This window comes from Mesobacillus sp. (genome assembly GCF_057785455.1).
On sequence record NZ_JBYNSB010000061.1, the window covers coordinates 276,788 to 302,982 of the forward strand.

Consider the following 26,195-nt stretch of genomic DNA (forward strand, 5'->3'; position numbering starts at 1 on the left):
AGCACCTTCTTCTAATTTTTCAGTTTTATATCTCCTGCCGCACTATAGCCGTTTTCCTGGGCAACAAAATCCAGATGGATCGTATTCAGGTCGAGCATAGCCGGGGTAGGCTTTATGATATATTGTCGTGTATCGATTATTTTGGTATACCCCTTGCATACATCGCAAACCTGGATCTGGGCAGCCGACTCCCCTTCGATTGTCAGGAATTGAACGGTTTCATGATCCTCATTGCCGCAATGCGAGCAGGTAATCTTCTTATCATGCCAGTGTGCAAGGCATCTCGGGCAGTGAAGGACTTTTTTGCCGTTATCCTCAATCTGGGCGAGGCGGACAGGTTCCCCGCAAACAGGACAGCCAGCGCCATGGACCCCATACTGGATAGCCTGCTGAACTTTTTCAGCTGTCAGCTGCAAATAAGGACGGAGCACTGTTTCCGCCAGGAACAAAGGAATCCAGCTATCAAGCCCATTCTCTTCGGCAAAGCCGGCAAAATATATATGGTTCAAAGCGAAGGCTTCATCAATCCACCTAACCGCCGTTTCTTCATCCAGCAACCTTTGGATTCTTTCCATAGAGTGTTCCAGGTCTGGTTGATATTTCGCTAATAATTCTCTCATATCCTCTATCCACTGTAAAAATAGTGATATATCAAAGTCAATAGCCGCTAAAGCAGTGACCGGTACACCTGCTTCCATAGCCGCTTTATCCAGGTTTGGCCTGATGCGGTCAAGGTCAATGCTGGATTTCCACTGCTCCTGCAAACTGATGATATCTTTCTGCAATTTCTGGTAATCTTTCGAAACAACGGACTTCTTCATGCTGAGCCCCTCTTCCATATCAAATTTTGAAGGGAATGGCTTCCATTATGGCTGCCATTCCCCCTGATGAAGGTTCTTCTAAGAGAGTAGTAGTCCTAGCATTTATAGCGGCTAAAAACTCTCATCATAAACCTTTCTTAAAATTGGCTCCGTTAAATTAGATTGTTGATCTCCATTCCAGGCGCTTCGATCAACAGCATTATCAAAATTAACATTCTGAAATAACAGAACCTAGCAATTACGCACCCTTCTTCTTATTGCCTTTTTTATCAAGGTCAGGGAAGTTGCCTTTCTTGACTTCTTCTTCATACCATTCCGTATAATGGTCCTTTGCCCACCATGCAGGAACTTCGCCGGTGATGACACCGGTATAGCCTGGTCTTGAATTTTTGTGGATGACGCTGAGGTAGATATGGCCAACCACGACTGCGATCGCTAATCCGAAACCAATATTGTGCGCTACATACGCCCACTGGACCATCACCTTTGGGAACAGCTGGGGGAACCACATTGGGAAGCCTGATCCGATGATCAAAATTGCCGTCAGGATCTGGATGATTGAGTTGATTTTTTCCCCGGCGTTAAAGAATGTCTGTTTGACATGCTTGAATCTAAAGCCGAACAGCTCCTTCACGAATTCGGTGAAGAACTGCAAATCTCTCTTTTTCCAGGTCACAAGCTCTTTGCCCGAGCGGAGGAGGCCTTTAGGGTCCATAATCAGCCAAATGAATGTCGGCGTGATGAATGCAACCGCGAAAATCCTGTGGAGCAGGCGGGCTCCCTCCGGTCCGCCAAGCACTGGATAGAGCCAGTCAAACCATTCTGTATACATCGGCAGCGCCGTGATATAAAGTGCAAAGAAGGAAATGGCATTCACAGCATGCGCAACGACAAAACCCTTTGAGAAACGTTTTACCTTCACATCTGATTTTTGCGGTTTACTCATGGCTGCCGCCTCCATCCTCTTCATGTCCCTTGCCTTCTTTATTGAACAGCTTGCTGGTGACAAATGCGCCTACGAGTGCCATGCTTGTGGCTCCCAGCATCATTTTTCCGATTGGCTGTGCGTAATCCTTCCAGACTACTGCAGATGTCGGAACCTTAGGCTTTTCTGGCAGACCGTACACAGACGGCCTTTCAGCTAGCACATAAATCGTATGGGTGCCGCCGACTCCCTCTGGGTTATAAATCATGGCATTCGGGAAGCGGTCCTTGATTTCTTTCAGGCGTTTTTCAGCCTTCTTCAGCATTTCTTCTTTTGTGCCAAATTCCATTGCGTCAGTATGGCAGGTTGTCACGCAGGCAGGCTGCATGCCTTCCTCAAGGCGGTCAACGCACATCGTGCATTTCTGTGCCTTTTTGTACTCCTTGCCATTCTTGTCCTTGTATGTTGCCAGCTGGACGACATCGAATGGGCAGTTCTGGACGCAATAGCCGCAGCCGACGCACTTGTCTGTATTCACATCGACTGTGCCGAATTCTGTGTAATGCATCGCATCTTCCGGGCAAACCTTAACGCAGGCTGCTTCGGTGCAATGGAAGCAGGAGGAGTGCCGGAAAAGATACTCAAGATTGCCTTTTCCATTTTCGTGTTCAATGAATGACAGTACATTCCACGTATTGGCTGTCACTTTTGCATGTGACTGGACACTGCCCTGGAACTCCTCCGGCTCAGCAGGAAGGTCGTTCCAGTTCTTGCAGGCGACCATACATGCACGGCAGCCGTCACACTTAGTGACATCGACAAATTTTACATATTCCGCCTTTGGCATCAGTCAGCCCTCCTTACGTTGCAGAGGAATGCCTTATACTCAGGAATCATCGTGTTGGCGTCCCCGATATGAGGTGTTAAGCGGTTCGCTGTATCCCCTGTTGCATATCCTTTATAGCCGAAGTGCCAAGGCATGCCGATCTGGTGGACCTTCTTGCCGTTGATTGTATGCGGCTTGAAGCGCTTCGTCACCATCGCATACGCTTTGACTTCCCCGCGCGCGGACGTAACGATGACTTGATCTTTATTCTTGATGCCTTTTTCCTTCGCGAGCTCTTCGCTCATTTCGATATACATATGGCCCATTAATTCAGAAAGCCATTGCTGGTTCCTTGTCATCGAGCCAGACTGCCAGTGTTCACTTACCCGGTATGTTGTCGCGACAATCGGATACTGTTTCTTCGTGCCTTTAAGGTTGAAGTCACCATCCCATACCTTGATGGTCGGGTTGATTTCCTGGCTTGAAAATACATTTGGCACTGGGCTTTCAAACGGTTCGTAATGCTCAGGGAAAGGTCCGTCATTCAGCGTTGGGGCAAACATTCCGCCCACGCCATCCTTTGTCATGATGAATGGGTTCGTGCCGCCTTTATCAGTAGGTGCTACTACCGCTTTAAAGTCAGGAACATCGTGTCCAGTCCATTTTTTCGCTGCGGCATCCCACCAGATTACTGCCTTATCCTTGCTCCACGGCTTTCCGCTTGGATCTGCGGAGGCACGGTTGTACAGGATGCGGCGGTTCATCGGCCATGCATATGACCAGTTCAGGAAATTGCCCATGCCATTATCCTTGTTGTCACGGCGCTTGGACAGGTTGCCCTCTTCTGGATAAAAGCCTGAATAGATCCAGTTGCCGGAGCAGGTTGAGCCATCATCCGCAAGGCTGCCGAAGTTTTCAACCTGTTTGCCTGTTTTTGTGTAATAACCATTGATTTCCCTGGCAACAAGATCAAAATCAGGATGATCATGCTCGCCATAATTCCAGTACAAGGCATTGATTGCTCGAGCAGCAGCTGAGCTTTCATTTTTGTACAGGCCTTTGAGTCGCTTCACCAGTATATGGATGATTTCCATGTCTGCTTTTGCCTCGCCTTTTGGTTCAATCGCTTTCCAGCGGTATTGCATCCAGCGGCCGCTATTTGAAACGGTTCCTTCTTTTTCATAAGAAGATGCTGCCGGCAGCAGGAATACCTCTGTATTGATCTTGGATGGGTCGCTTCCCGCATCCTTTTGCCAGAAGGCAGATGTCTCCGTTTCCCAAAGGTCGATGGCTACAAGCCAGTCAAGCTTGCTTAATGCTTCTTTCTCCTTGCCTGCGTTCGGGCCCCCGACTACGGGGTTCGTTCCAAACAGGAATGCTCCATCCAATTCGCCTTTATACATTGCATTGAAAAGCGCGATATGGGAGTAGTTCTTGTTTCCTTTTGGAAGATACTGATAGCAGAATTCATTTTCCTTTGTGGCATTCGGGCCGTACCATGCCTTCAAAAGGCTGACCACGAATTTCGGTTTATTGCTCCAGTATCCGGCTGAAGGTGTTTCTTTTTCCAGATATGCCTTGAGGGTTGCGTGTTCCGGAAGCTCTTTCGGAGCACCCAGATATCCAGGCAGATCGCCGAATAGCAGTCCAAAGTCTGTCGAGCCCTGGACATTCGATTCTCCGCGCAGGGCATTGACGCCTCCGCCAGGCATCCCGATATTGCCTAAAAGGAGCTGCAGCATTGCATATGAACGGACATTCTGAGTTCCGACTGTATGCTGTGTTGTCCCCATTGCATACAGGATTGTTCCCGCCTTGCCAGGCTTTCCTGTTGAACAGAAGCTGTCAGCAATCTTCAGGTATTCTTCCTTAGGTGTTCCTGTTACTGTTGTGACAGTGTCAATGTCATAGCGGGAGTAGTGCTTTTTCATCAGCTGGAAGACGCTTCTAGGGTGCTGGAGTGTTTCATCCTTAACCGGAGTTCCATCTTCCGCTGTTTCAAACGACCAGCTCGCCTTGTCATATGAGCGTGTTTTGGCATCATATCCGCTGAACAAGCCGTCTTTGAATTCGAAGCCTTCCTTGACGATAAAGGAGGCATTTGTATATTTAGCAACATACTCCTTGTGGAATAGATTCTTTTCTATCGCATAATTGATCAAACCGCCGATAAAAGGAATATCGGTTCCGGAGCGAAGCGGGGCATAGGTATCAGCCTGTGATGATGTTCTTGTAAAACGTGGATCGACTGATAAAATTTTGCCTCCGTTTTCCCTTGCCTTTAAAAGCCATCTAAAGCTGACTGGATGGTTTTCAGCAGGGTTGGCTCCGATGATCAGCGCGCAATCGGTATGCTGCAGATCATTCCAGTGATTTGTCATTGCTCCACGGCCAAATGAAGGTGCCAGACCGGCAACCGTTGAACTGTGTCATATTCGTGCCTGGTGCTCTAAATAGGTGACACCAAGCCCTCTCATCATTTTCGCGAGCAAATAGGTTTCTTCATTATCAAGTGCAGCGCCGCCAAGGCTGGCAATCGCTTCAGTTTTATTGACAAAAATTCCGTTCGATTTCTCAACGAAGGATTTGTCACGCGTTTCTTTAACGCGTTTGGCGATGGTATCAAGCATCCATCCCCAGTCCTTTTCTTCCCACTTATTGCTTCCAGGTGCACGATAACGCGGCTTCAGGACGCGTTTTTCCGAAGTGTACAGCTGTCTGATGGTCGTCCCTTTACTGCAAAGGCTTCCTTCATTGATGGGATGGTCCGGATCCCCTTCCGTATATACCACATCATTGTTTTTTGTATGGACTAAAATTCCGCAGCCCACAGCGCAGTATGGACAAATGGTTGGTGTTACAGTAGCTTTGGCAATCTTGAAATCCTTTGTTTTCGCGCGGACTTCTGTTTCATTGAAGCCAAGCTCAACAACAGCCAGTGTTGCGGCAGTTGCTCCTGACAGCTTCAGGAATTGCCGGCGATTCAGGTTGATTTCAACCATTTCTCTCTCTCCTTCCCTTTAATTGCTTGAATATCCCTAATCCCATAAGCAGATTCAATTCAATACTTGATGGGCTTCCCCCCTTTCAAGGAGTTCCTCTGCGGAAGCGGGCGGATTCAAATCATCCGTGATCCTCCCAGCCTTTGTATAGACAGTGGCCATTTTCCCGCGCAGGTAGCCAACGACTTCAATATTGAGGAACCTGGCCAGCTGGATAGCCTGCTTCGTCGCTGCGGTCCGGGAACCTATCACAGCAAAGCCGAACTTTGCTGCTTTAGAGAGCATTTCATATGACACTCTTCCGGTGGTAAGCAGGACGAGCCGGTCGGGCTGCAAGCGCTTTCTGATTGCGTGGCCAATGATCTTATCGACAGCATTATGCCGGCCGATATCTTCCCGGACCTCGATGCTGCCATCTTCAAGGATGATGCAGGCACCGTGCATGCCGCCTGTTTCAAGATAAAGCGGCGAATTCTGTGCAAATTCAGCGCGCTTTTTAAGCAGATAAGTAAGCGGATATGTTTCATCTGAATTCACTTTATTGAACTTCTTCACGTCCGTCATCGAAAAGAAGGTCACACCTCGGCCGCAGCCGGCTGTATAATGCTTTTTCTTCGAGAACATCTGCTCAGGCTCAAAGCTATTGCACAGGGTGACGTCCAGAGTCCCCCGCTTCTCATTGAACTCTATGGTCACCACATCTTCCGCACGGTCAATCAATCCTTCTGAGTACAGATAACCATATGCCCAATCTGTCAGATCCTGATTGGTCAGCTGGAAGACAGCAATTTCAAAACCGTTCAGCCTAAGACTGATGGGAAATTCATCGGGACAGCCTTTCTTGTTCATTTTCTTCACCCCTCACTGTGCTCTTCTCCGGGATATGCTGCAGCAATCACTATCTTCCATCAATGGTAATGCTGATGGATTTGAAAGACTGTTAAATATCTCACAAACTTTGATTATTACGTTTTCTATATTTGTAAAACATCTAAATATGAAAAAAGGATTTATACCCCTACACCTTTAATTTACTGGAAAACGGCTGCTGGAAACCGCTTCAATTGTTACAAAAATATAGATGAAAATTGTCTATTTTTTTAACAAACTATCAATTCAAGATTTTCCATTCACGAAAAACCTTTTTCTCTCAGCCTGGGCCAAATTTCACTCCTCCCATCCTAACCGAAAATCCATACCTCCCTCAGTAACTTTCATCACGGCAGCCGTCAATGCCACAAAATCGCAAAAAGTTAATTTCTTCCTCCAAGTCCCCTCCCTTTGTCTAAATCAAAGGAATTGGTATAATCAAAGGAAAGCAAATAAAAACAGTCCGCGGCCACACACTTTAACGCGTCACAGCGCCGGGGGTCTGACCCCCGGTGCGTTAGTGTGGTAAAGCGGGCATGATTTGAATTGGAGGTTTTGGTATGGCGTTGAAAAAGGTTTTGACGATTGCGGGTTCTGATACGAGTGGCGGAGCTGGGATCCAGGCTGATCTGAAGACGTTCCAGGAGCTTGGGGTTTACGGTATGACTGCCCTTACGACAATCGTGACAATGGATCCAAAGAATCACTGGCATCACGAGGTATTCCCTCAGCCAGTTGAATTAGTAGAGAAGCAGCTGGAAACGATTCTTTCAGTCGGAATTGACGCAATGAAGACAGGGATGCTTGGAACTGTCGATATCATTGAGCTTTCTGCCCGCAAAATCGATGAGTTCAAGCTGGACCGAGTTGTCATCGACCCTGTTATGGTATGTAAAGGGGAAGACGAGGTATTAATGCCTGAAAACACAGATGCAATGAGAGAATTGCTTCTTCCAAGAGCAACAGTTGTGACTCCGAACCTGTTCGAAGCATGGCAGCTGGCTCAAACTGGCCCAATCCGCACCATCGATGACATGAAGGAAGCTGCTGCCAAGATCCATGACCTTGGTGCCAAGAACGTCATGATCAAGGGCGGCAGCAAGCTTAACCATGAAAAAGCAGTTGACCTTCTTTATGATGGCAAAGACTTCACACTTTTCGAGTCTGAAAAAGTGGAAACAAGCTTCACGCATGGCGCGGGCTGCACATTCGCTTCTGCGATCACAGCGCAGCTTGCCAAGGGCAAATCAGTCCCTGAAGCATTGGATGTGGCAAAACGCTTCATCACTGAGGCAATCAAGCATGGCTTCAGACTGAATGAATATGTAGGGCCAACAACGCACCTTGCGTTCAACCAATTCTCAGGCGGCAACAGAGGCGAATAAATTTAATACAAGCCTGTAAATTCCGGCACGTGGTTCAATGCATAAGAAAAAAGGATGGCAGCCGCCATCCTTTTTATATTTTCCGATTTATTCGAAGTACTTTATCAGCCATATAGCTATGGAAGAACCATTCCCCGGCAGCTATCAATAATGCTGCGAAAAGCGCTGGGCCAATCAAGTTGCCAGTGTTGTCAAATAACATCAATCCCATTCCCCAGATCACAATGAACGACACAATCAAGTCTGCAGAAGTCGCTGTCAGGTTGCTTGTTTTAGGCAAAATAAACAAATCTCCGGCAAAGTAGGATATAGCACCAAGAACAATTGTAAGAAGAAGGATTTCGCCAACTCCTGTATAACTGCCAAAAATGAGAAGCAGAACGGCAAACGTCATGATGCCTTTTATCAATACTGCCTTTGCATGTTCCATGGAACCCCTCCTTTTGCTAAACTTTTTCCACCCTTCACCCTTAATAAACATTTTTTGTAAAGGCTCTTTTTTCAAACTCTGTTGCTATTGACTAAAAAATAGGATTGAATTACTCAAGTTTCTTCCCAAACTTATCGCTTATTATGAGAAAAGAGCTTGCTAAATTAGTACCGGCATACAAAATGGCTTTTATCACGTTGAAATCAGCTTTTGGATTTTAACAACAATCTTTACGAAAACAGCCTTTGTAAAACCCCCGAGCGTACATTTCGCTTTCAGAAGGATTTTTTAGTAATATGGATATATCGATTTACAAGGGTCTTTTCACTTGCATGGTTTGACTTAAGTAAGCGAGGTCTATTGCTTTAAGAGGTCATGATACAGGACCTCCTTAAAACATTCCGTAGAAAAGTACTCTTATATCAGTATGTATTCAAAAAAGCATCCATGAATGGTGCTGCAGCTATTTTTTTATCATAGAAGGCTGTTCAATCGGCTAACATAAAGTGGGAACTTCATTCATCGGGGCATTCAAAGGCTCCGAAAGAGGACCGGGCGGCATTGAACACGGAAGGAGGAGTATGGATGGATCCGGTTATAGTGCAGGATGTCCAGCAGGCTTTGGACAGTTTTAAAAATAAGGAAGTTTATATTCACCTTGAAACAACAAACGGGGCTTATGCTTCCCATAATAATGAGTCATTTTTCTCATCAGGGGCATACATCCGCAACGCGAAGGTTACATACGAGCGCGCAAAAATCACGGGTGAAGGACCATATCGGACTGGACTAAAAATTCCATTAGGCTGGGTTTATGCTGAAGGAATCACACATTTTGAGATTGATGATAAAGGAAGGCTGCTGCTGGCTGGCCATGACTTCAGCGGAAAGCTCGCTGTTGCTCTGCAGATTAGCGAAACGCCTTTTGAATAAGATGTTTTCAGGCTGGCTGAAAGGAGAGATTTGAATATGGAAAAAGAAAGACAAGTACTTGTAGTGTTTCCTCATCCAGATGATGAGGCGTTTGGCGTTTCCGGGACGATTGCATCTCATGTGAATATGGGAACACCTGTCACATATGCCTGCCTGACGCTCGGCCAGATGGGACGCAATATGGGGAATCCGCCATTTGCCAATCGGGAAACACTGGCGGCTATAAGGAAAAAGGAATTGAAGGATGCGGCACGCGCTCTTGGCATATCTGATTTAAGGATGCTTGGATTCCGTGATAAAACGGTTGAATTTGAAGATGAAGACATGCTGACGAACCTGATGTCATCATTGATTACCGAATTGAATCCCTCTTTAGTCATCACCTTCTACCCTGGTTATTCAGTTCACCCCGACCATGAGGCAACAGGTGCAGCGGTAGTAAGGGCCGTCGAAAAAATCCCGGCAGCAGACAGGCCGAAATTGCACTGTGTAGCCTTCTCGCGCAATTGTGTTGAGGAGCTGGGCCAGGCTGATATTGTCCATGATATCAGTGCAGTAGCTGATGTAAAGCTCGAAGCCATCAGGGCTCACCGCTCCCAGACAGAGCTGATGCTTGCTGATATGGCTGATAAGCTGAAAGAGAAGGACCCTGCCACAATGGCATGGCTGAATAATGAACGTTTCTGGACTTATAAGTTTGCTGAGTAAGGAAATCCACCAGTTTTGGTGGATTTTTTTGGCTCTTTTCTAATACTTTGTTGCTATTATATATGGCTTTTTAAAGAAGGCTATGCAATAAAAGGCTGTTGATTTCCGTTCCAGGCGCTTCGCTTTCCTCGGGGCGTGCGGTGAGCCTCCTCGTCGCTTTGCTCCTGCGGGGTCTCACCTGTCCCGCTTCATCCCGAAGGAGTCTGCGCGCCTTCCACTACAATCAACAGGATCTTAATTCAACATTGGTGATAGCAACAAACTTTGCGAAAACAGCCTATTTTTTTACATCAGGCATGACTAATTCCTATCTCTCTATGCCTTTCTAATCCTTCTCATAAATCCCCTCAATCATCAGCCCTTTAACAAACACAACCTCATCTGCCGGTACCCCTTCGATACTCCAGACAGATTCTTTGAAGCCGATGAACTTGCTGTTATCCGTTTTGCCAATCAATTTGTCAATTTTAAAATTTCTTTCACCATTGATATAAAATTTCTTATAAGTATCATATCCTGTGTGAAACTCCTGATTCTTATAAACAAGGGTGCCGGTCTTTTTGATCGAGTAAACATCCAAATTGGCATCAAATAGGATTAATCCACCGATAATCAGCAGCGGAACGATGACCAGGATTAACCTTTTCTTATTTCCAAACACCAAGTCCACCTCGTAATTTATTTTAATTTTCGTTATATTCATTCTTTACTACCATATTACCATATATTTAAAGCAGCCTTAATTATAAAAACTGACCTTCAGCACAAATGAGTGATTACTCACTTTACATTTCACTCTTGATGATATATTCTTAGTATCAAATAGTGAGTGATTACTCACTACTTTTAAAAAGGAAGGTGGATTCCATAATGATCGTTTCCATTAAAAATGTTTCAAAACGCTATGGTACTCATGAAGTTTTAAAGAATATCAATCTAGATATCGAAAATGGAGAGATATTCGGCCTGCTTGGCCCTTCAGGTGCCGGAAAGACAACGCTTGTCAAACAGCTTGTCGGCTTGGACCAGCCAAGTGAAGGAGAGAACTATTTATTCGGCCAGAAAATGCCCTCCCTGCAGCTTATTGAAAAAATTGGCTACATGGCTCAATCCGATGCACTTTACACGGAGCTGTCGGCAAAAGAAAACCTTGAATTTTTCGCCAGCCTGTTTGGTTTAAGCGGGGCCCGGAGGAAGCAGCGGATCCTAGAGGTAATGGAACTCGTGGACTTATCTGAACACCTTAATAAACTCGTAACCAATTATTCTGGCGGTATGAAACGCCGTTTATCGCTCGCAGCGGCCCTCCTCCATGAACCGGAGCTGCTGATTCTCGATGAACCAACAGTAGGGATTGACCCCGTCCTTCGCAAAAGTATCTGGAATGGCTTCTATGATTTAAAGGCAAATGGCAAGACATTGATTGTGACGACCCATGTCATGGATGAAGCCGAGAAATGTGACAGACTGGGGTTGATTCGCGATGGCAGCCTGATTGCCGTCGGGACGCCTGATGAATTAAAAAACAAAACTGGTTCCTCCAGTGTCGAGGAAGCATTTTTAGCCTATGGAGGTGCCCAGCATGCGAATTAATGCTTTAGTAATCAGGATCATCCGCCAATTCCTGAGGGACAAAAGAACACTGGCCATGATGCTCATCGCTCCCCTCATCATTCTGACAATGCTTCACCTGGTTTTCAATGGAGACGATTATATACCCAAGGTCGGTCTCGTCAATGCTCCAGAAACATTAATGGAAAAACTCGATTTAAAAGATGCCAAGATCACAGAATATGAATCTGTAAAATCGGCAAGGGAAGATACTTCCGGACAGGAAATCGACGGCTACATTGTTTTTGAAGGGCCAGCGCTTGATAAAATCGTCCTTGAGGGCAGTGACCCGTCAGTCAATGGCGCAGTAATGAAGTGGATACAGCAGGCGACAAAGCCGCTGCTCCCAGAAAACGCTAGGCTGGAAATGGATGTGGATTACCTCCACGGCTCTGAAGATATGGGGCAATTCGATTATTTCGGACCGGTATTGCTTGGATTCTTTGCCTTCTTTTTTGTTTTTATCATCTCGGGTATTTCTTTTTTACGTGAAAGAACAAGCGGGACGCTGGAAAAACTGCTTGCAAGCCCGCTCCGCAAATGGGAAATCGTGATTGGCTATGTAATTGGCTTCGGGATTTTCACGATGCTGCAGGCGACATTGATTGCCTGGTATGCGATTTATGTGTTGGGCATGCTGATGGAGGGCTCGTTTATTTACGTCCTGCTCATCACCCTGATGCTATCGATGACGGCGCTGACGCTGGGTACCCTGCTTTCCGCTTTTGCGAACAACGAATTCCAGATGATCCAGTTCATCCCGATCATCATCGTTCCGCAGTTCTTCTTCTCGGGACTGATCAACCTCGATACCATTTCCGGATGGCTGAGCTGGCTTGGCCCGATCACGCCACTCTATTATGCGGCCGAAGCTTTGCGTGATATCATGGTAAGAGGCTATGGCTGGGATGCCATTTATGGTAATCTGTTGATTATGGCCGGTTTCTCTGCAGGATTCATCCTGCTCAACATTCTAGCATTGAGAAAACACCGCGCAGTCTAAATGGCCGCCACTACTCGCGGAGGGAGATAATGATGACAGATCGCGACCTGACCATTGATGAATTTATTGATACAGAAGAAGAATTGACCGACAAGCAGAAGAAAATAATCGTCTCTGCGATCGAGTCCTTTGCCGAAAAAGGCTATTCAGCCACCTCCACCAGCGAAATTGCCAAAAAAGCCGGGGTAGCGGAAGGCACGATTTTCCGACATTATAAAACGAAAAAGGATTTGCTGCTGGCGATTGTTTCTCCAGTGATGGCAAAGTTTGTTGCACCTTTTATCATAAAAGATCTTAATAAGGTCCTTAACCATGATTATGAGCATGTCGAGGATTTCCTTAAGGCGATCATCGTGAACCGCCGCGACTTTTTGGTCAAAAACCTGTCCACTGTAAAAATCCTGCTCCAGGAGATCCCGTTCCATCCCGAGTTAAAGGATTTGTTCAAGGAGCATATCGCGCTGAAGGTGTATGCACGTTTCGAAAAGATCGTGGAGCATTACCAGGAAAAAGGCCAGCTCATTGAAATACCTGCCTACAGCGTGTTCCGCATGTCGCTGTCCACGATCTTCGGCTACCTGCTTGCCCGCTATATGATCTTGCCTGAAGCAGATTGGGACGATGAAGCTGAGATAGAAAGAACCGTTGAATTCATCATGCATGGATTGGGCGGGCCGAATAGCAAGTAAAAAGCCGGGCATTTGTGCTCGGCCTTTTTTCACCATGGAAAAAATCTTGAATTATTTCCAGTTCGCTATAAAATGCTTTATTGCTATATAAATAATTTTTCGCTATAAAAACATGCGCCAACTGCTCACAACTTGATCCAACACTTTCAAACAGCCACAAAAAAGAAGGAACAGCCTCATTTTTCAGCTGTTCCCTCTGCTCATTTTAATAAATCGGCAATTTTCACCCTATAAAGCTTGTCATCGCCTTCTGCAGGAGTGCCGCGGCCGTCAGTATTATTGGTAACGAAGTAAACATAGTCACCTTCGATCAGCACATCCCGAATCCGGCCGACACCCGTGACCACTTCTCCCGTTGTTTTCGCGACAGGGTCGAATTCCCTTAATGCATTGCCCCTCAAGGTTGCAGCGTAAAGCTTCCCATCATGAAATGCTATTCCTGATGGTGCCCACGTATTGTTCCCTGACTGGAAGAGCGGAGTCACCATTCCCTGCTTCGTTTCATTGCCTGTGATTTCCGGCCAGCCATAATTCTTTCCTGGCTCAATGACATTGATTTCATCATGGGCGGATGGCCCGTGCTCGCTTGCATACATGGTTCCATCCTCGCCCCAGGCAAGCCCCTGTGGATTTCGGTGGCCATAGCTATATACATAAGAGTTTCCAAATGGATTATCCTCCGGTACCGAGCCGTCGAGATTCATGCGTAAAATCTTCCCGCCGAGCGAGCCAAGGTTCTGGGCAATTTCAGGAGTTGTCGCTGCATCCCCAGCCGTTGCATACAGTTTGCCATCCGGGCCAATCTTCAGCCTTCCGCCATGGTGGAAGCGGCCGCTCGGAATTTTATCGAGCAACAGCCTGCCCTCGGTCCATACATCGTTTGTTAATGTCAATTCCACAATCCTGTTGAATTGACCGGTGCCATTTTCATATGTGTAGTAAGCGAATGCCTTATTGGTTTGCTGAAAATCGAGCGCAAGCACAAAACCAAGCAATCCTGCTTCGGAAGCCTGCGAAAGCTCCTTCTTTAATGACACTTTCTGCCGCTTGGCCGTGCCATTTTCAACCTTCACGATGGTGCCAGGACGTTCGCTAAGGTAAAAAATATCTCCCAGCTTATTGATCGACCATGGAACCTGGAGGTTTTCAGCGACAGCTTCCAGATCACTGACCTGGGCCACAGTCTCCTGCCCATCAGGATTCGCTTCCTTTTCCGCAGGTTTTTTTTCCTCCTCACCACTGGTGCATCCGGCAAGGACCATAAGGATCGCAGCTAACACATACAATAATCTTTTCATGACACCAAACCTTCCTTATATAGTTCTCTGCCCATCCCCAAGGACAGCCAGAATCGCTTTTCCTACGCCGCTTTCTTCATTCGTTAATGTAACCTCGCCGCATAATGCCTTGATTTCTTCAACCGCATTGCCCATCGCAACCGGCTTTCCGACTTTTCTCAGCATCGACACATCATTGAAATTGTCGCCAAGTGCCATCGTTTCTTCCAGGCTAATGCTCCGTGACTGCACGAATTTTTCCAGTGCAACCCCTTTTTGCGCTTCAAGGCTGGTGATTTCAATATTTTCACTGCCTGATGAACTGATCGCGAGGCCATCGATTTCCTTCAGTGCACTGTTTGCAGCAGCCAATTTTTCCGGGTCCAAAGAAAAAGCCAGCAGCTTATAAATTTCATACTGGTCCTCTTCAAAGAGCCTGTCATAATGTTCGATTGTCCGCACCAGGCCCTTATGCAGTCTTTCCTCTGCTGCTTTAGCAATTTGTTCGATCGGGATTTCCGGATTCGCCGTTGAAAAAATATCGACGATGATTGAGATCGCTTTATCCTCATCCTCTGTGAACGTCCCCTGGTTCGTGTATACCTCAAAATAAACGCCGCTTTCAACCAGCCGCAGTGCTGCCTGCCTTGCCTGCTCCTTTTGTAAAGGGCTTGAAGAAATGATCTTCCCGTCACTGGAGCGTACTTCAGCTCCATTCACACAAATCATCGGGAGCTTCAGGCCAGCTTCCTCAAGCACAAACCTGGCTTCCTGATAGGAACGGCCAGTCGCAACCACGACCTCCACACCTTTTTCAAGCGCCTGTAAAATCGCTTCCCGGTTTTCAGCTGTGATTTCCTGGGCCGCGGTCAATAATGTTCCATCCATATCTGTTGCTATACATTTAATCATGTTCGCCTTCACCTTCTACTACTATTATTATCACTTTGTTCCCATGATAGACCTTCAATCCCATAACATCAAATGATACGTGTATATACTAGTTCTGCCCTGCCAGCCGGGAATTGCGTTGAGTTTTACTAATAGACTATCAATTTAAATTTCTTCAAAACTTACATATTGTCATTAAAAGATTCATATGCTATTATGAATCCACAGCTGCAATCGTTTGCATACGAGGATAGCAAGAGGGAAAAACGCTTTTCAACCAAGCAATATCAGTGTTTTCCTTATTTTTATCTTTTGAATGTAAGCGTTTTAAAGGTGTTGTATATGGCGTCTGTCTTCTATGAATCTATGCAAATATATGCAAACGCTTTCGGAACGCATGTGGTTGCATGCAAAAAACAAATATTTTTGGGGGTATCTCAACAATGAAAGCAAAAAAGCTATTTCCAGCAGTTCTTTCTCTTGGCCTGTTAGTTGGCGGCGGCCTTGCGGGATGTTCATCAAGCGATGACAAAGCTTCCGGGGACAAAGAAAAAGGCGGAGATCAAGTAACCGTTGACATTTTCCAGTTCAAAGTGGAATTCAAGGATCAGTTTGAAGACCTTGCAAAAACTTATGAAGACGCACACAAGAACGTCGACATCAACATTACGACAGTTGGCGGCGGTGAGGATTACGGCGCTGCACTTAAATCCAAGTTCGCTTCAGGCAATGAACCTACTATTTACAACGTAGGCGGACCTCAGGACGTTGCAGACTGGCAGGATAAGCTTGCTGACCTTTCTGATACGAAAGCGGCAAAAGCTGCCCTTAGCGGAACGCTTGAAGGTGTAACAAAAGACGATAAAGTACTAGGACTTCCATACAACCAGGAAGGCTATGGCTTCATTTATAATAAAGGCATTTTTGAAAAAGCAGGAATCGACCCTAAGAGCATCACTAGCTACAAGGCTTTAGAAGAAGCAGTGAAGACTCTTGACAGCAAAAAGAAGGACCTTGGCCTTACTTCAGTATTCGCACTTCCAGCAAAAGAAACTTGGGTAACAGGACTTCACCTGTCCAACGTGTTCCTTGCTCCTGAATTCGACCAGAACGTAATCAACGCGTTCGAATCCAAGGAAGTTAAGTTTGAGCATGGCGATGCATTCAAGAAGATCCTTGACCTTCAGAACGAATACTCTGACCAGCCAACTGTAAGCCTTGACTACGCTAAGCAAGTTGAAGAATTATTCTCTACTGGCAAAGCTGCTATCATCCAGCAAGGTAACTGGGTATCTGGTTCAATCGCAGGCATCGACGAAGAGCTTGCTAACAGCGGTGTAGGCATCCTTCCTATCCCTGTTGAAGGCTACAAAGAAGATTCAATCCCTGTAGGCGTACCAATGTACTGGGCTGTAAACAGCAACAAGGACGAAAAAGAAGTAGCAGCAGCGAAAGAATTCCTAGACTGGCTGTACACTTCTGAAGAAGGTAAAACAGCTGTAATCGAAGACTTCAAATTCATTCCTGCTTATGAAGGATATGATGCTGGCAAAATCTCTGATCCACTTGCAAAAGAAATCTATGAATACTCTTCAGCTGGCAAAACATTGGCTTGGACATTCATGGGTTACCCAACAGGCTGGGGACAAGAAAAGCTTGGCGTGAACATCCAAAAATACGTGAGCGGCGAAATGAGCTGGGATGAGCTTGTTAAAGAATCATCTAAAGCATGGGCAGACGCTCGCAAGTAATAATTTTTTCACAACAAGAGGGAAACAGAACGGCTCCGGCTGTTTTGTTTCCTACTGTTTTTTAAAAAAGTAAACTACTAGAAAAAGAAACTGTACAAACGCTTGCACAAACCACACTGATTTTTCACTCACCAAACTAATTCATGTATTCCCCTTTACCGGGCATTCATAGACAGGAGGATTTACAGATGCGTAACCGGAATCTCTGGTACTGGCTTTTCCTTGCTCCAGCGTTGTTCGCGCTTGCTGTAGTTGTGATTCTGCCGCTTGCATACGGAGTTTACTACTCATTCACGGATTGGAACGGGATTAAGACACCATCATTTGTAGGTCTTGAACATTACAAAGCGTTATTCGCAGAGAAGGAATTCAAGGATGCGTTATGGTTCACGACGAAGTTCACGGTTGTTTCCGTGTTCCTGATCAATTTCTTTGGCCTATCTTTGGCATTGCTTGTAACGCAAAAATTCAAAACCAACAATATCCTGAGAACGATTTTCTTCATGCCTAACCTGATTGGCGGACTTATTTTAGGCTTCATCTGGCAGTTCATTTTTACAAAAGTATTCGCAAGTGCCGGCGAAATTCTTGGTATTGAAGGCCTGCAAGGCTGGCTCTCCACTACGGAAACGGGTTTCTGGGCAATGGCGATCTTGATGAGCTGGCAAATGGCTGGTTATATCATGGTCATCTACATCTCATTCCTTGAAGGTGTACCTCAGGAGCTGCTTGAAGCGGCTGAGATTGATGGAGCAAACAGCCTCCAGCGATTCTGGCATGTAACGTTCCCGCTTGTCATGCCTGCGTTCACAGTCAGCTTATTCCTGACGCTTTCAAATTCATTCAAGCTTTATGACCAAAACCTTAGCCTGACTGGCGGCGGTCCGTACAACTCCACCCAAATGGTGGCGATGGAGATTTTCAAAACAGCATTCGTTGAGAATGCCATGGCTTTCGCACAGGCTAAGGCCGTCATTTTCTTCCTGATTGTCGCTGTGATTTCATTGACTCAGGTTTACATCAATAAGAAACGGGAGGTCGAGATGTAATGAAAAAGAAAAAGCAAGGCAGAATCATCCTTGAAATTCTTGGCATCATTTTGGCCCTGGTCTGGCTCTCCCCTTTCTATCTCATGATCGTAAACTCTTTTAAAACGAAGCGTGAAATGTTCGAGGATACAATCAAGCTTCCGGATGTTTTTACATTTGATAACTATGTGACAGCGTTTGAGCGCCTTGATTTTATCAAAACCTTTTTCAACTCCGTCCTGATTACGGTCCTGGCTGTAGCGGTCATCATCGTGTTCTCTTCGATGGCGGCATATGCCCTATCAAGAAGAGGCGGAAAAACAAGCGGCATCATCTTCATGCTGTTCGTGGCAGCGATGCTGATTCCTTTCCAATCGGTCATGATTCCATTGGTATCAATCTTCGGTAAGCTCGAAATGCTGAACAGGGCTGGATTGGTGTTTATGTATCTTGGATTTGGTGCGAGCTTGTCCATCTTCCTTTACCATGGAACATTGAGCGGGATTTCAAAATCCCTCGATGAAGCAGCAACAATTGATGGAGCAAACAGGTTCCAGATTTTCTGGTACATCATCTTCCCGATGTTGAAGCCAGTGTCTGTAACAGTCGCGATTTTGAACATCATCTGGATCTGGAACGATTACCTGCTGCCTTCCCTGGTCATCAACCAGCAAGGCATGGAAACCATCCCGCTGAAAATGTTCTTCTTCTTCGGCGAGTATACAAAGCAGTGGCATTTGGCGCTGGCAGGATTGACGATCGCGATCATTCCAGTCATCATCATTTACTTCTTCCTTCAGAAGCAAATCATCAAGGGCGTTTCCGAAGGCTCAGTCAAATAAGCGTCCTGCTGTAAAAATCGATCGAATAGGAGCGACAACGAATGGCAGTCACAATTAAAGATGTAGCAAAGGCAGCCGCTGTGTCACCTTCGACCGTTTCCAGGGTGATTGCTGACCATCCTCATATCAGTGAAGAAACCAAGAAGCGTGTGCGAATTGAAATGGAGAGACTGGGTTATCACCCTAATTTCCAGGCGCGAAGCCTTGTCGTGCGAAGTACAGAAACAATTGGCATTGTTATGCCCAATTCAGCAACACAGGCGCTGCAGAATCCCTTCTTCCCTGAAGTTTTGAGGGGAATCAGCATGAAAGCCCACGAGGATCAATTCGGGGTATATTTAACCACCGGCATCACCGATGAAGAGATTTTCCAACAGGTTGTGTCCATGGTCCAGGGACGGCGTGTGGACGGCATCATCCTCCTTTATTCGAAAACGGACGACAGGATCATGAATTATTTGCTGGAGGAGAACTTTCCTTTTACCGTCATTGGCCGCCCTTACAAGAATGCAGAGCGGATCACCTATGTCGACAATGATAATATCTACATCACAAAACAGGTAACAGATTATTTAATCCAGCTCGGCCATCGCAGCATCGCCTTTATCGGCGTGAATTTGGATTTCGTTTTTACAATCGACCGGCTTGAAGGGTACAGACAGGCCCTCCAGGAAGCTGGCATCCCTTATGACGAAACGTATATTATCCATGAGAAATGCTTAAAATCAGAAGGAAAAGAAGGCATCACCAGGTTCCTTTCCTCCCACCAGCCCCCTACCGCCCTGGTAGTGGCAGATGATTTTACCGCGATCGAACTCATGAGCTATTCAGAGGAATTGAATATCAAGGTGCCTGAGCAGATTTCAATTGTGAGCTTCAATGATGTGCCGCTAACGGAGCATATGAAGCCGCAGCTGACATCGGTGAACATTGATATCTTTCAGTTAGGGTTTGAAGCAGCTAACTGTTTAATAGAAATAATCAAAAATCCAAAGGCTCTGCCTAAACGGATCACAATCCCAGCTAAAATGATCGAGCGCAAGTCTTGCTTTGCAATAGGCTCTGATGTAAAGAACTAGGAGCCTTAGTAGCATTTATTAGAGCCATCCTCGGTCGAATTTTCAGGCTGGATGGTCCTAATCGCCTTTATTAGAGCCATCTACGGTAGAATTTTATGGATGGAAGGTTCTAATCGTCTTTATTAGAGCCATCCTCGGTCGAATTTTTAGGCTGGATGGTCCTAATCGCCTTTATTAGAGCCATCCTCGGTCGAATTTTATGGCTGGAAGGTTCTAATCGCCTTTATTAGAGCCATCCTCGGTTCAATTTTATGGATGGATGGTCCTAATCGCCTTTATTAGAGCCATCTACGGTTGAATTTTTAGGCTGGATGGTCCTAATCGTCTTTATTAGAGCCATCCTCGGTCGAATTTTATTGCTGGATGGTCCTAATCGTCTTTATTAGAGCCATCCTCGGTCGAATTTTATGGCTGGAAGGTTCTAACGTTTGCCTGCAAGTCAAACATCAATGCCAGGACAGCTGTCCCCGGTGCTTATCTTGGCATCCTGCTGCTTTTACAGTAAAATAACGGGGCGCATCATGATTTTACGGTCCTATTTCCGTAAAATTGGGGAAAATACAGGAAGCAAGCTATGTTCCGATGACGGCAGCGTTTGCGGACATAGCTTTTATACAGAAATGAGGGTTCACATGAAACACACATGGTGGAAAGAAGCGGTTGCCTATCAGGTTTATCCTAGAAGCTTCATGGATTCGAACGGCGACGGCATTGGCGATTTACAAGGAATGATTTCTAAACTGGATTACCTGAAGGAGCTGGGCATCGATGTCATCTGGATTTGCCCGATGTACAAGTCTCCTAATGATGACAATGGATATGATATCAGTGATTACCAGGATATCATGGATGAGTTCGGCACGATGGAAGACTTCGACCAGCTTTTAAAAGAAACACATAAGCGCGGCATGAAGCTGATCATCGATCTTGTTATCAATCATACGAGCGATGAGCATGCCTGGTTCCTCGAGTCACGCGAGTCAAAAGACAGCCCGAAACGCGACTGGTACATTTGGCGTGATGGCAAGGATGGGGCTGAGCCGAATAACTGGGAAAGCATCTTCGGCGGCTCTGCCTGGGAATACGATGAAGAAACAGATCAGTATTTCCTTCATATCTTCTCGCGCAAGCAGCCTGATTTAAACTGGGAAAACAAAGAAGTCCGCACTGCTTTATACGATATGATCAATTGGTGGCTTGATAAAGGAATCGATGGCTTCCGTGTTGACGCGATCAGCCATATCAAAAAGGAAGACGGGCTTCAGGATATGCCGAATCCGGAAGGGCTTCAGTATGTTTCTTCATTCGATAAGCATATGAATGTGGACGGAATCCAGAAGTACCTGGAGGAACTGAAGCAGGAGACCTTCTCAAAATACGACATCATGACTGTCGGTGAGGCAAATGGCGTCAGCATTGAGGAAGCAGACCTTTGGGTGGGTGAAGAAAACGGGAAGTTCAATATGGTTTTCCAGTTTGAGCACCTGGACCTCTGGGATTCTGAAAAGAAGGCACTTGACCTCGCCAAGTTGAAAAGCGTATTCACTCGCTGGCAAAAAGGCCTTGAAGGCAAAGGCTGGAATGCCCTTTTCATTGAAAACCATGACAAAGCGCGCATTGTGTCCACATGGGGCAATGATAAAGAATACTGGCGTGAAAGCGCGACAGCATTGGCATCGATGTATTTCCTGATGCAGGGAACACCATTCATCTATCAAGGCCAGGAAATCGGCATGACCAATGTCCAGTTCCCTTCCATCGAGGATTACGATGATGTCGCGATCAAGAACCTTTATAACATCCGCCGTGAAGCCGGCGTGCCGCATGAAGAAATAATGGATTTCATCTGGGCAACAAGCCGCGACAACTCACGGACACCGATGCAATGGTCAGCAGAGGCAAATGCAGGATTCACAACCGGCAATCCATGGCTCGGCATGAACCCGAACTATACAACAATCAACGTCGAGCAGCAGCTAAATGATCCTGAATCGATCCTTCATTTTTATAAAAAAATGATCCAGATGAAAAAGGAACATGAAGTTTTCACATACGGAGTATATGACCTGATCCTCGAAAACCACGAGCAAATCTATGCATACACCCGTACACTGGACGGCCAACAGGCAATCGTGATCACCAACCTTTCCGACCAGCCAGCAGATTATGAATTTGACGGATTCCCGCTAGAATCCAGCAAACTCCTGCTAAGCAATCAAGAGGCAGAACAGCACGGACCAGTTACCGCATTAACCCTCAAACCTTATGAAACAAGAGTATATGTAAAATAACTAATAACGCTATTGCAGCTTCGTTGGAGAAACATACAGACCAAATCGGAATTGATTTGGTCTTTTTTCTTATACAGCAAGGCAATGAAGATTAATCATTAACAATAATACCCACTGCTCACAGGTATGGATCCATCTTGATATCGACAGGATAAATCGGCAGAAAAAGCAGTTTAGCTGGAAATTTTAATCGAGTTAATTCAGGGAGGGATGTAAAAATGGGGAAAGAATTGCTATTAGAAAGACTCAATCAAATTGGAGAAAGTTTAGAAAAAACCGGTGACGCCCTGCTTTTGCTGGGACTTGGTTCAGTTGGACTAGAACTTGGACGGTTAGATGATTATTCTGATTTGGACTTTTTCGTCATCGTAAAGCCCAATCAGAAAACAAGATTCATCGACCAGTTAGATTGGCTAGAAACAGCCCACCCTTTGGCTTATTCATTTAAAAATACAAAAGACGGTTATAAGATTTTATTTCAAGATGGAATATATGGTGAATTTGCGGTATTCGAAGAAGAGGAAATGAAGAATATTCTATTTTCGCCGGGACGTATTGTCTGGAAAGATCCTTCTTTCACTAATCTTGAAATTGTCTCACCTGTAAGAAAAGCACCATCAGTACGCCAGGAATCCTTAAGCTTTGCTATCAATGAGGCCCTGACTAACTTATATGTAGGGCTGTGCAGGTATGCTCGAGGCGAAAATTTATCTGGCATGAAGTTTATTCAGAATCATGCTATAGATAATATCCTATCTGTGCTCCACCTAATTGAACAGGAAATAGAGTATTATCCTGATATTTTTGGTAATGAGAGACGCATCGAGAAAAGATTCCCTAAATTTGCAGGATTAATGGCAGAAATGCTGCAGGGCTATCAGAAAGTCCCAGAATCCGCTCTAAAAATATTGGATTATTTAGAAGAAGTTTACCCAGTAAACAAGGACATGACCAGGGAAATCAGACGATTAGCAGCCAACTGCCTATAGGAATAGAAGCACGGGGACGTACCCTGTGCTTCCTTTTTCATTAAGATCAGGGAAGCACTAGAATACGTCCCCGTGCTTCCCCAATCGTGAATGTTTGATAAACGACTTGCTCGCCATCCTGTTCTTCTGTAATTTCTTCATAGTCGATCGCAAATTGCTGATAAAGCTTTTTCCAGAAGCGGACAGCGGGTTCATTCCTGGTTAGCTGTGAAATATAGTAGCTGCCTTTGTGCTCCTGGAAAATCAGTGATGCTGCAGCTTTTGCGGCTCCCTTGCCGCGGTATGGGTGAAGGATAAAGAAATCATTGATGACTTTATCTACCTTTTTCGTTATAGGGGCCTCCAGCAGCAGAATAAAACCCGCAAGCTTGCCTTCTGCCATTATTAAATAAGGAGAGATTCCTTCTTTCTCCCATATCAAATCAAATGAGTCAAACTCATAACTTCCATCCTCGCTCACCATCAATCCGTCCGCGAATGCTGATAAATCGTGAAGGTATAATGAGTAGAGATTACGCAAAATCGTCTTTTTATTTGGTCCGATTTTCTCCAAAGTAATATCCATGATTTTTTTCTCCCTGTTGATATACTGAATTCCCCTTTTATATTCCCTATTTGAAGCTTGATTCCTGCTAGAAGCACGGGGACGTACCCATTGCTTCCTTCATTAAAAAAAAACAGAAGCACAGGGTACGTCCCCGTGCTCCCCCTTCCTCGTGTTTAATCAGTGGCGTTTAGGTTAATATAATTCAGGAAGGAATTGGGCTGAGAAAAGGGTTGGCAAACCGCATTATATGCATTAAAATTATTTCTTGTTTATAAATATGTATTTTAAGGGTGAAATTGTTTTGGAAAAACCGCTTCAGAAAAAGAAGGCCTCTGTTGGGGACCTTTTAACATTTATCATTCCATCATTAATCGGGATATTCTTCTTCATGATTCCGGTCTCCTATAAGGGAGAAATCACAATACCGATCGCGGTTCTTTCTGGCTGGGTCCAGGATTTGCTTGGGGGCTCACTGCCGGCGATCATGACAGTAATCATTGTCTTGACTTTGATCGGCACCTTATTGATTAAATCGGTAAGGCCTGAGGTTTTAAATCGCAATCATTTTCTTAAGGCGCTTTTTGATGTACCAGCCATCTGGCTGATTGCCCGCATCCTGGGAGCTATTTTTGCGATCATGACTTTGTTCAAGATTGGGCCTGAAGCAGTGTGGTCGCCAAATACAGGCGGGCTGCTTCTCAATGACCTGCTGCCGATCCTGTTTGCTGTTTTCCTGTTTGCCGGTTTATTCTTACCGCTGCTGCTGAACTTCGGCCTGCTCGAGCTGTTTGGCACATTGCTGACAAAGTTCATGCGCCCAATCTTCAGGCTGCCTGGCCGCTCATCCATCGACTGCCTTGCGTCATGGCTTGGAGATGGAACTATTGGAGTCCTGCTCACAAGCAAGCAATATGAAGAGGGATATTACACGAAGAGAGAGGCTGCCGTGATCGGGACGACATTCTCCGTAGTATCCATCACCTTCAGTCTTGTGGTCATCTCACAGGTTGGCCTGGGCTCTATGTTTGTCCCGTTTTATTTGACAGTCACAGGTGCCGGGGTCATTGCGGCCATCATCATTCCGCGCATCCCTCCGTTATCACGGAAGCCTGATACGTATTTTGTGGAGCGGCCAGACGATTATTCTGAAGAAAAGATTCCCCAGGGATTTACCCCTTTTTCATGGGGTATGACACAGGCTGTTGAAAAAGCAAGAGCCAACCGCAGTTTCCAGGATTTCTTCATCGCAGGTGTAAGAAATATCCTCGATATGTGGATGGGTGTAGCTCCGATCGTCATGGCTCTTGGCACACTCGCCTTGATAGTCGCTGAATATACACCTGTATTCCAATGGCTCGGTTTGCCGTTCATTCCGCTGCTGGAGTTGATGCAGGTCCCTGAAGCCAAGGCTGCTTCAGAAACTTTGATAGTCGGCTTTGCTGATATGTTCCTGCCTTCTGTCATCGGCGCGGAAATCGGCAGTGAAATGACCAGATTCATAATTGCTGCTGTTTCGGTTACCCAGCTGATTTATATGTCAGAGGTCGGTGGATTGCTGCTTGGATCCAAAATTCCGGTAAGCTTCGGGGAATTGTTCATCATTTTCCTCCAGCGTACGATTGTAACGCTGCCGATCATTGTGTTAGTCGCACATTTGATTTTTTGACTATATGCAAAAGAGAGCTCATGCGAAAAATGCACGAGCTCTCTTTTTTATGCTTTAGAAGCACTGGAATGAACGAATCTGCCTCAGGTCAATCCCAAAGTAGACCCATCCCCAACGGCGCCGCCATCTCCAGCCAGCTACTGAATTGCGGCCGACAAAGGTTGGGAAGTACCAGAAGGCACTGCCATTGTTCAGCCAAACATATGTGTAGCGGTAGAGGCATCTTCTGATTCCGCCTGGATCAACCGCAAAGGCTGATGCCTGGGTTTCCTGTGGAATGAAGGCTGGCGGTGGTGATGTCGGTGCCCCGCCGCCTTGCTGCTGTCCTGGGGGAGGTCCTCCCGGGAATCCGCCGCCACCTGGGAATCCGCCAGGCTGGCCACCAGGACCACCGCCTGGGAATGGAAATCCTCCTCCGCCTGGCCCGCCGCCCGGAAACGGAAAGCCTCCTCCCTGCCCGCCGCCTGGGAAAATCCTTTCATCATACTGCGGGTAGAATTGGTTTTGGTAATAGCCATATTCTTCGTCATCTTGCTGATATTGTCCATATGGGTAGAAGTTATAATAATTCAAACTCATATCCCCTCTCTAGATGTTTTCCCTGTAATGTATGCCCAATGCCCAAATGGGT

Annotated in this window: 24 protein-coding genes and 1 pseudogene; 13 read left to right on the plus strand and 12 right to left on the minus strand. The window is 45.9% G+C overall.

Annotated features, from left to right (window positions below):
- Window positions 1–11: 11 nt before the first annotated feature.
- From AC3EBE_RS23560 to fdhD, 6 genes and pseudogenes are all read right to left on the minus strand, one after another.
- On the minus strand, window positions 12–821 hold the full coding sequence (locus AC3EBE_RS23560) for a formate dehydrogenase accessory protein FdhE (protein WP_488597463.1): 810 nt from the start codon (window positions 819–821) through the stop codon (window positions 12–14).
- A gap of 238 nt (window positions 822–1,059) precedes the next feature.
- Entirely contained in the window at window positions 1,060–1,767 is a 708-nt protein-coding gene (locus AC3EBE_RS23565) for a formate dehydrogenase subunit gamma (RefSeq protein WP_488597464.1), read from the minus strand.
- Window positions 1,760–2,593 (minus strand): 4Fe-4S dicluster domain-containing protein, encoded by an 834-nt coding sequence (locus tag AC3EBE_RS23570; RefSeq protein ID WP_488597465.1) that lies wholly within the window; start codon window positions 2,591–2,593, stop codon window positions 1,760–1,762. The genes AC3EBE_RS23565 and AC3EBE_RS23570 overlap by 8 nt, the downstream gene beginning before the upstream one ends.
- Window positions 2,593–4,989: pseudogene (fdnG, locus tag AC3EBE_RS23575) on the minus strand (formate dehydrogenase-N subunit alpha); the annotation flags it as partial. The pseudogene fdnG and the gene AC3EBE_RS23570, both read right to left, overlap by 1 nt.
- A gap of 12 nt (window positions 4,990–5,001) precedes the next feature.
- On the minus strand, window positions 5,002–5,574 hold the full coding sequence (locus AC3EBE_RS23580) for a twin-arginine translocation signal domain-containing protein (RefSeq protein WP_488597466.1): 573 nt from the start codon (window positions 5,572–5,574) through the stop codon (window positions 5,002–5,004).
- 54 nt (window positions 5,575–5,628) lie between these two features.
- Window positions 5,629–6,423, minus strand: a complete 795-nt coding sequence (fdhD, locus tag AC3EBE_RS23585) for a formate dehydrogenase accessory sulfurtransferase FdhD (RefSeq protein ID WP_488597467.1) — start codon at window positions 6,421–6,423, stop codon at window positions 5,629–5,631.
- Window positions 6,424–7,004: 581 nt separating this feature from the next.
- Here fdhD and pdxK point away from each other — a divergent pair.
- Window positions 7,005–7,829, plus strand: coding sequence for a pyridoxine/pyridoxal/pyridoxamine kinase (gene pdxK / locus AC3EBE_RS23590; protein ID WP_488597468.1), 825 nt, complete (start codon window positions 7,005–7,007; stop codon window positions 7,827–7,829).
- A 73-nt stretch (window positions 7,830–7,902) separates the two neighbouring features.
- On the opposite strand, the gene AC3EBE_RS23595 is transcribed toward pdxK, so the two are convergent.
- Window positions 7,903–8,259, minus strand: a complete 357-nt coding sequence (locus AC3EBE_RS23595; RefSeq protein ID WP_488597469.1) for a DUF2512 family protein — start codon at window positions 8,257–8,259, stop codon at window positions 7,903–7,905.
- Window positions 8,260–8,844: 585 nt separating this feature from the next.
- Here AC3EBE_RS23595 and AC3EBE_RS23600 point away from each other — a divergent pair.
- Both AC3EBE_RS23600 and bshB2 read left to right on the plus strand, forming a co-directional pair.
- Window positions 8,845–9,192, plus strand: a complete 348-nt coding sequence (locus tag AC3EBE_RS23600) for a YojF family protein (RefSeq protein ID WP_488597470.1) — start codon at window positions 8,845–8,847, stop codon at window positions 9,190–9,192.
- A 36-nt stretch (window positions 9,193–9,228) separates the two neighbouring features.
- The gene (bshB2, locus tag AC3EBE_RS23605; RefSeq protein WP_488597471.1) at window positions 9,229–9,900 is read left to right on the plus strand and encodes a bacillithiol biosynthesis deacetylase BshB2; all 672 of its coding nucleotides are present in this window, start codon (window positions 9,229–9,231) and stop codon (window positions 9,898–9,900) included.
- A gap of 325 nt (window positions 9,901–10,225) precedes the next feature.
- Here bshB2 and AC3EBE_RS23610 read toward each other — a convergent pair whose 3' ends face one another.
- Window positions 10,226–10,561, minus strand: a complete 336-nt coding sequence (locus tag AC3EBE_RS23610; protein ID WP_488597472.1) for a hypothetical protein — start codon at window positions 10,559–10,561, stop codon at window positions 10,226–10,228.
- Between the two features lie 209 nt (window positions 10,562–10,770).
- On the opposite strand from AC3EBE_RS23610, the gene AC3EBE_RS23615 reads away from it, so the two are divergent.
- The 3 genes from AC3EBE_RS23615 to AC3EBE_RS23625 are packed head-to-tail and all read left to right on the plus strand — an operon-like array spanning window position 10,771 to window position 13,203.
- Entirely contained in the window at window positions 10,771–11,493 is a 723-nt protein-coding gene (locus AC3EBE_RS23615; RefSeq protein WP_488597473.1) for an ABC transporter ATP-binding protein, read from the plus strand.
- A complete protein-coding gene (locus AC3EBE_RS23620) occupies window positions 11,483–12,514 on the plus strand; it encodes an ABC transporter permease (protein ID WP_488597474.1) in 1,032 nt (343 codons plus the stop codon). The genes AC3EBE_RS23615 and AC3EBE_RS23620 overlap by 11 nt, the downstream gene beginning before the upstream one ends.
- 32 nt (window positions 12,515–12,546) lie before the next feature.
- Window positions 12,547–13,203 (plus strand): TetR/AcrR family transcriptional regulator, encoded by a 657-nt coding sequence (locus AC3EBE_RS23625; protein ID WP_488597523.1) that lies wholly within the window; start codon window positions 12,547–12,549, stop codon window positions 13,201–13,203.
- A 200-nt stretch (window positions 13,204–13,403) separates the two neighbouring features.
- Here AC3EBE_RS23625 and AC3EBE_RS23630 read toward each other — a convergent pair whose 3' ends face one another.
- A complete protein-coding gene (locus AC3EBE_RS23630) occupies window positions 13,404–14,501 on the minus strand; it encodes a PQQ-dependent sugar dehydrogenase (RefSeq protein WP_488597475.1) in 1,098 nt (365 codons plus the stop codon).
- Window positions 14,502–14,516: 15 nt separating this feature from the next.
- A complete protein-coding gene (locus AC3EBE_RS23635; protein ID WP_488597476.1) occupies window positions 14,517–15,392 on the minus strand; it encodes a Cof-type HAD-IIB family hydrolase in 876 nt (291 codons plus the stop codon).
- 422 nt (window positions 15,393–15,814) lie between these two features.
- Here AC3EBE_RS23635 and AC3EBE_RS23640 point away from each other — a divergent pair, with 422 nt between their 5' ends.
- The 6 genes from AC3EBE_RS23640 (at window position 15,815) to AC3EBE_RS23665 (ending at window position 23,351) form a co-directional block, all read left to right on the plus strand.
- Window positions 15,815–17,122, plus strand: coding sequence for an ABC transporter substrate-binding protein (locus tag AC3EBE_RS23640; RefSeq protein ID WP_488597477.1), 1,308 nt, complete (start codon window positions 15,815–15,817; stop codon window positions 17,120–17,122).
- Between the two features lie 188 nt (window positions 17,123–17,310).
- A complete protein-coding gene (locus AC3EBE_RS23645; RefSeq protein ID WP_488597478.1) occupies window positions 17,311–18,171 on the plus strand; it encodes a carbohydrate ABC transporter permease in 861 nt (286 codons plus the stop codon).
- The gene (locus AC3EBE_RS23650; RefSeq protein ID WP_488597479.1) at window positions 18,171–18,992 is read left to right on the plus strand and encodes a carbohydrate ABC transporter permease; all 822 of its coding nucleotides are present in this window, start codon (window positions 18,171–18,173) and stop codon (window positions 18,990–18,992) included. The genes AC3EBE_RS23645 and AC3EBE_RS23650 overlap by 1 nt, the downstream gene beginning before the upstream one ends.
- 41 nt (window positions 18,993–19,033) lie before the next feature.
- Window positions 19,034–20,071, plus strand: a complete 1,038-nt coding sequence (locus AC3EBE_RS23655; RefSeq protein WP_488597480.1) for a LacI family DNA-binding transcriptional regulator — start codon at window positions 19,034–19,036, stop codon at window positions 20,069–20,071.
- A gap of 632 nt (window positions 20,072–20,703) precedes the next feature.
- Entirely contained in the window at window positions 20,704–22,362 is a 1,659-nt protein-coding gene (locus tag AC3EBE_RS23660; RefSeq protein ID WP_488597481.1) for a glycoside hydrolase family 13 protein, read from the plus strand.
- Window positions 22,363–22,580: 218 nt separating this feature from the next.
- Complete coding sequence (locus AC3EBE_RS23665) at window positions 22,581–23,351, plus strand: hypothetical protein (RefSeq protein ID WP_488597482.1); 771 nt, start codon at window positions 22,581–22,583, stop codon at window positions 23,349–23,351.
- Between the two features lie 46 nt (window positions 23,352–23,397).
- On the opposite strand, the gene AC3EBE_RS23670 is transcribed toward AC3EBE_RS23665, so the two are convergent.
- Window positions 23,398–23,916, minus strand: a complete 519-nt coding sequence (locus AC3EBE_RS23670; protein ID WP_488597483.1) for a GNAT family N-acetyltransferase — start codon at window positions 23,914–23,916, stop codon at window positions 23,398–23,400.
- Between the two features lie 283 nt (window positions 23,917–24,199).
- Between AC3EBE_RS23670 and AC3EBE_RS23675 the strand changes: the two genes are divergently transcribed.
- Window positions 24,200–25,564 (plus strand): YjiH family protein, encoded by a 1,365-nt coding sequence (locus AC3EBE_RS23675; protein ID WP_488597484.1) that lies wholly within the window; start codon window positions 24,200–24,202, stop codon window positions 25,562–25,564.
- Window positions 25,565–25,618: 54 nt separating this feature from the next.
- Here AC3EBE_RS23675 and AC3EBE_RS23680 read toward each other — a convergent pair whose 3' ends face one another.
- Entirely contained in the window at window positions 25,619–26,143 is a 525-nt protein-coding gene (locus AC3EBE_RS23680) for a hypothetical protein (RefSeq protein WP_488597485.1), read from the minus strand.
- Between the last annotated feature and the right edge of the window lie 52 nt (window positions 26,144–26,195).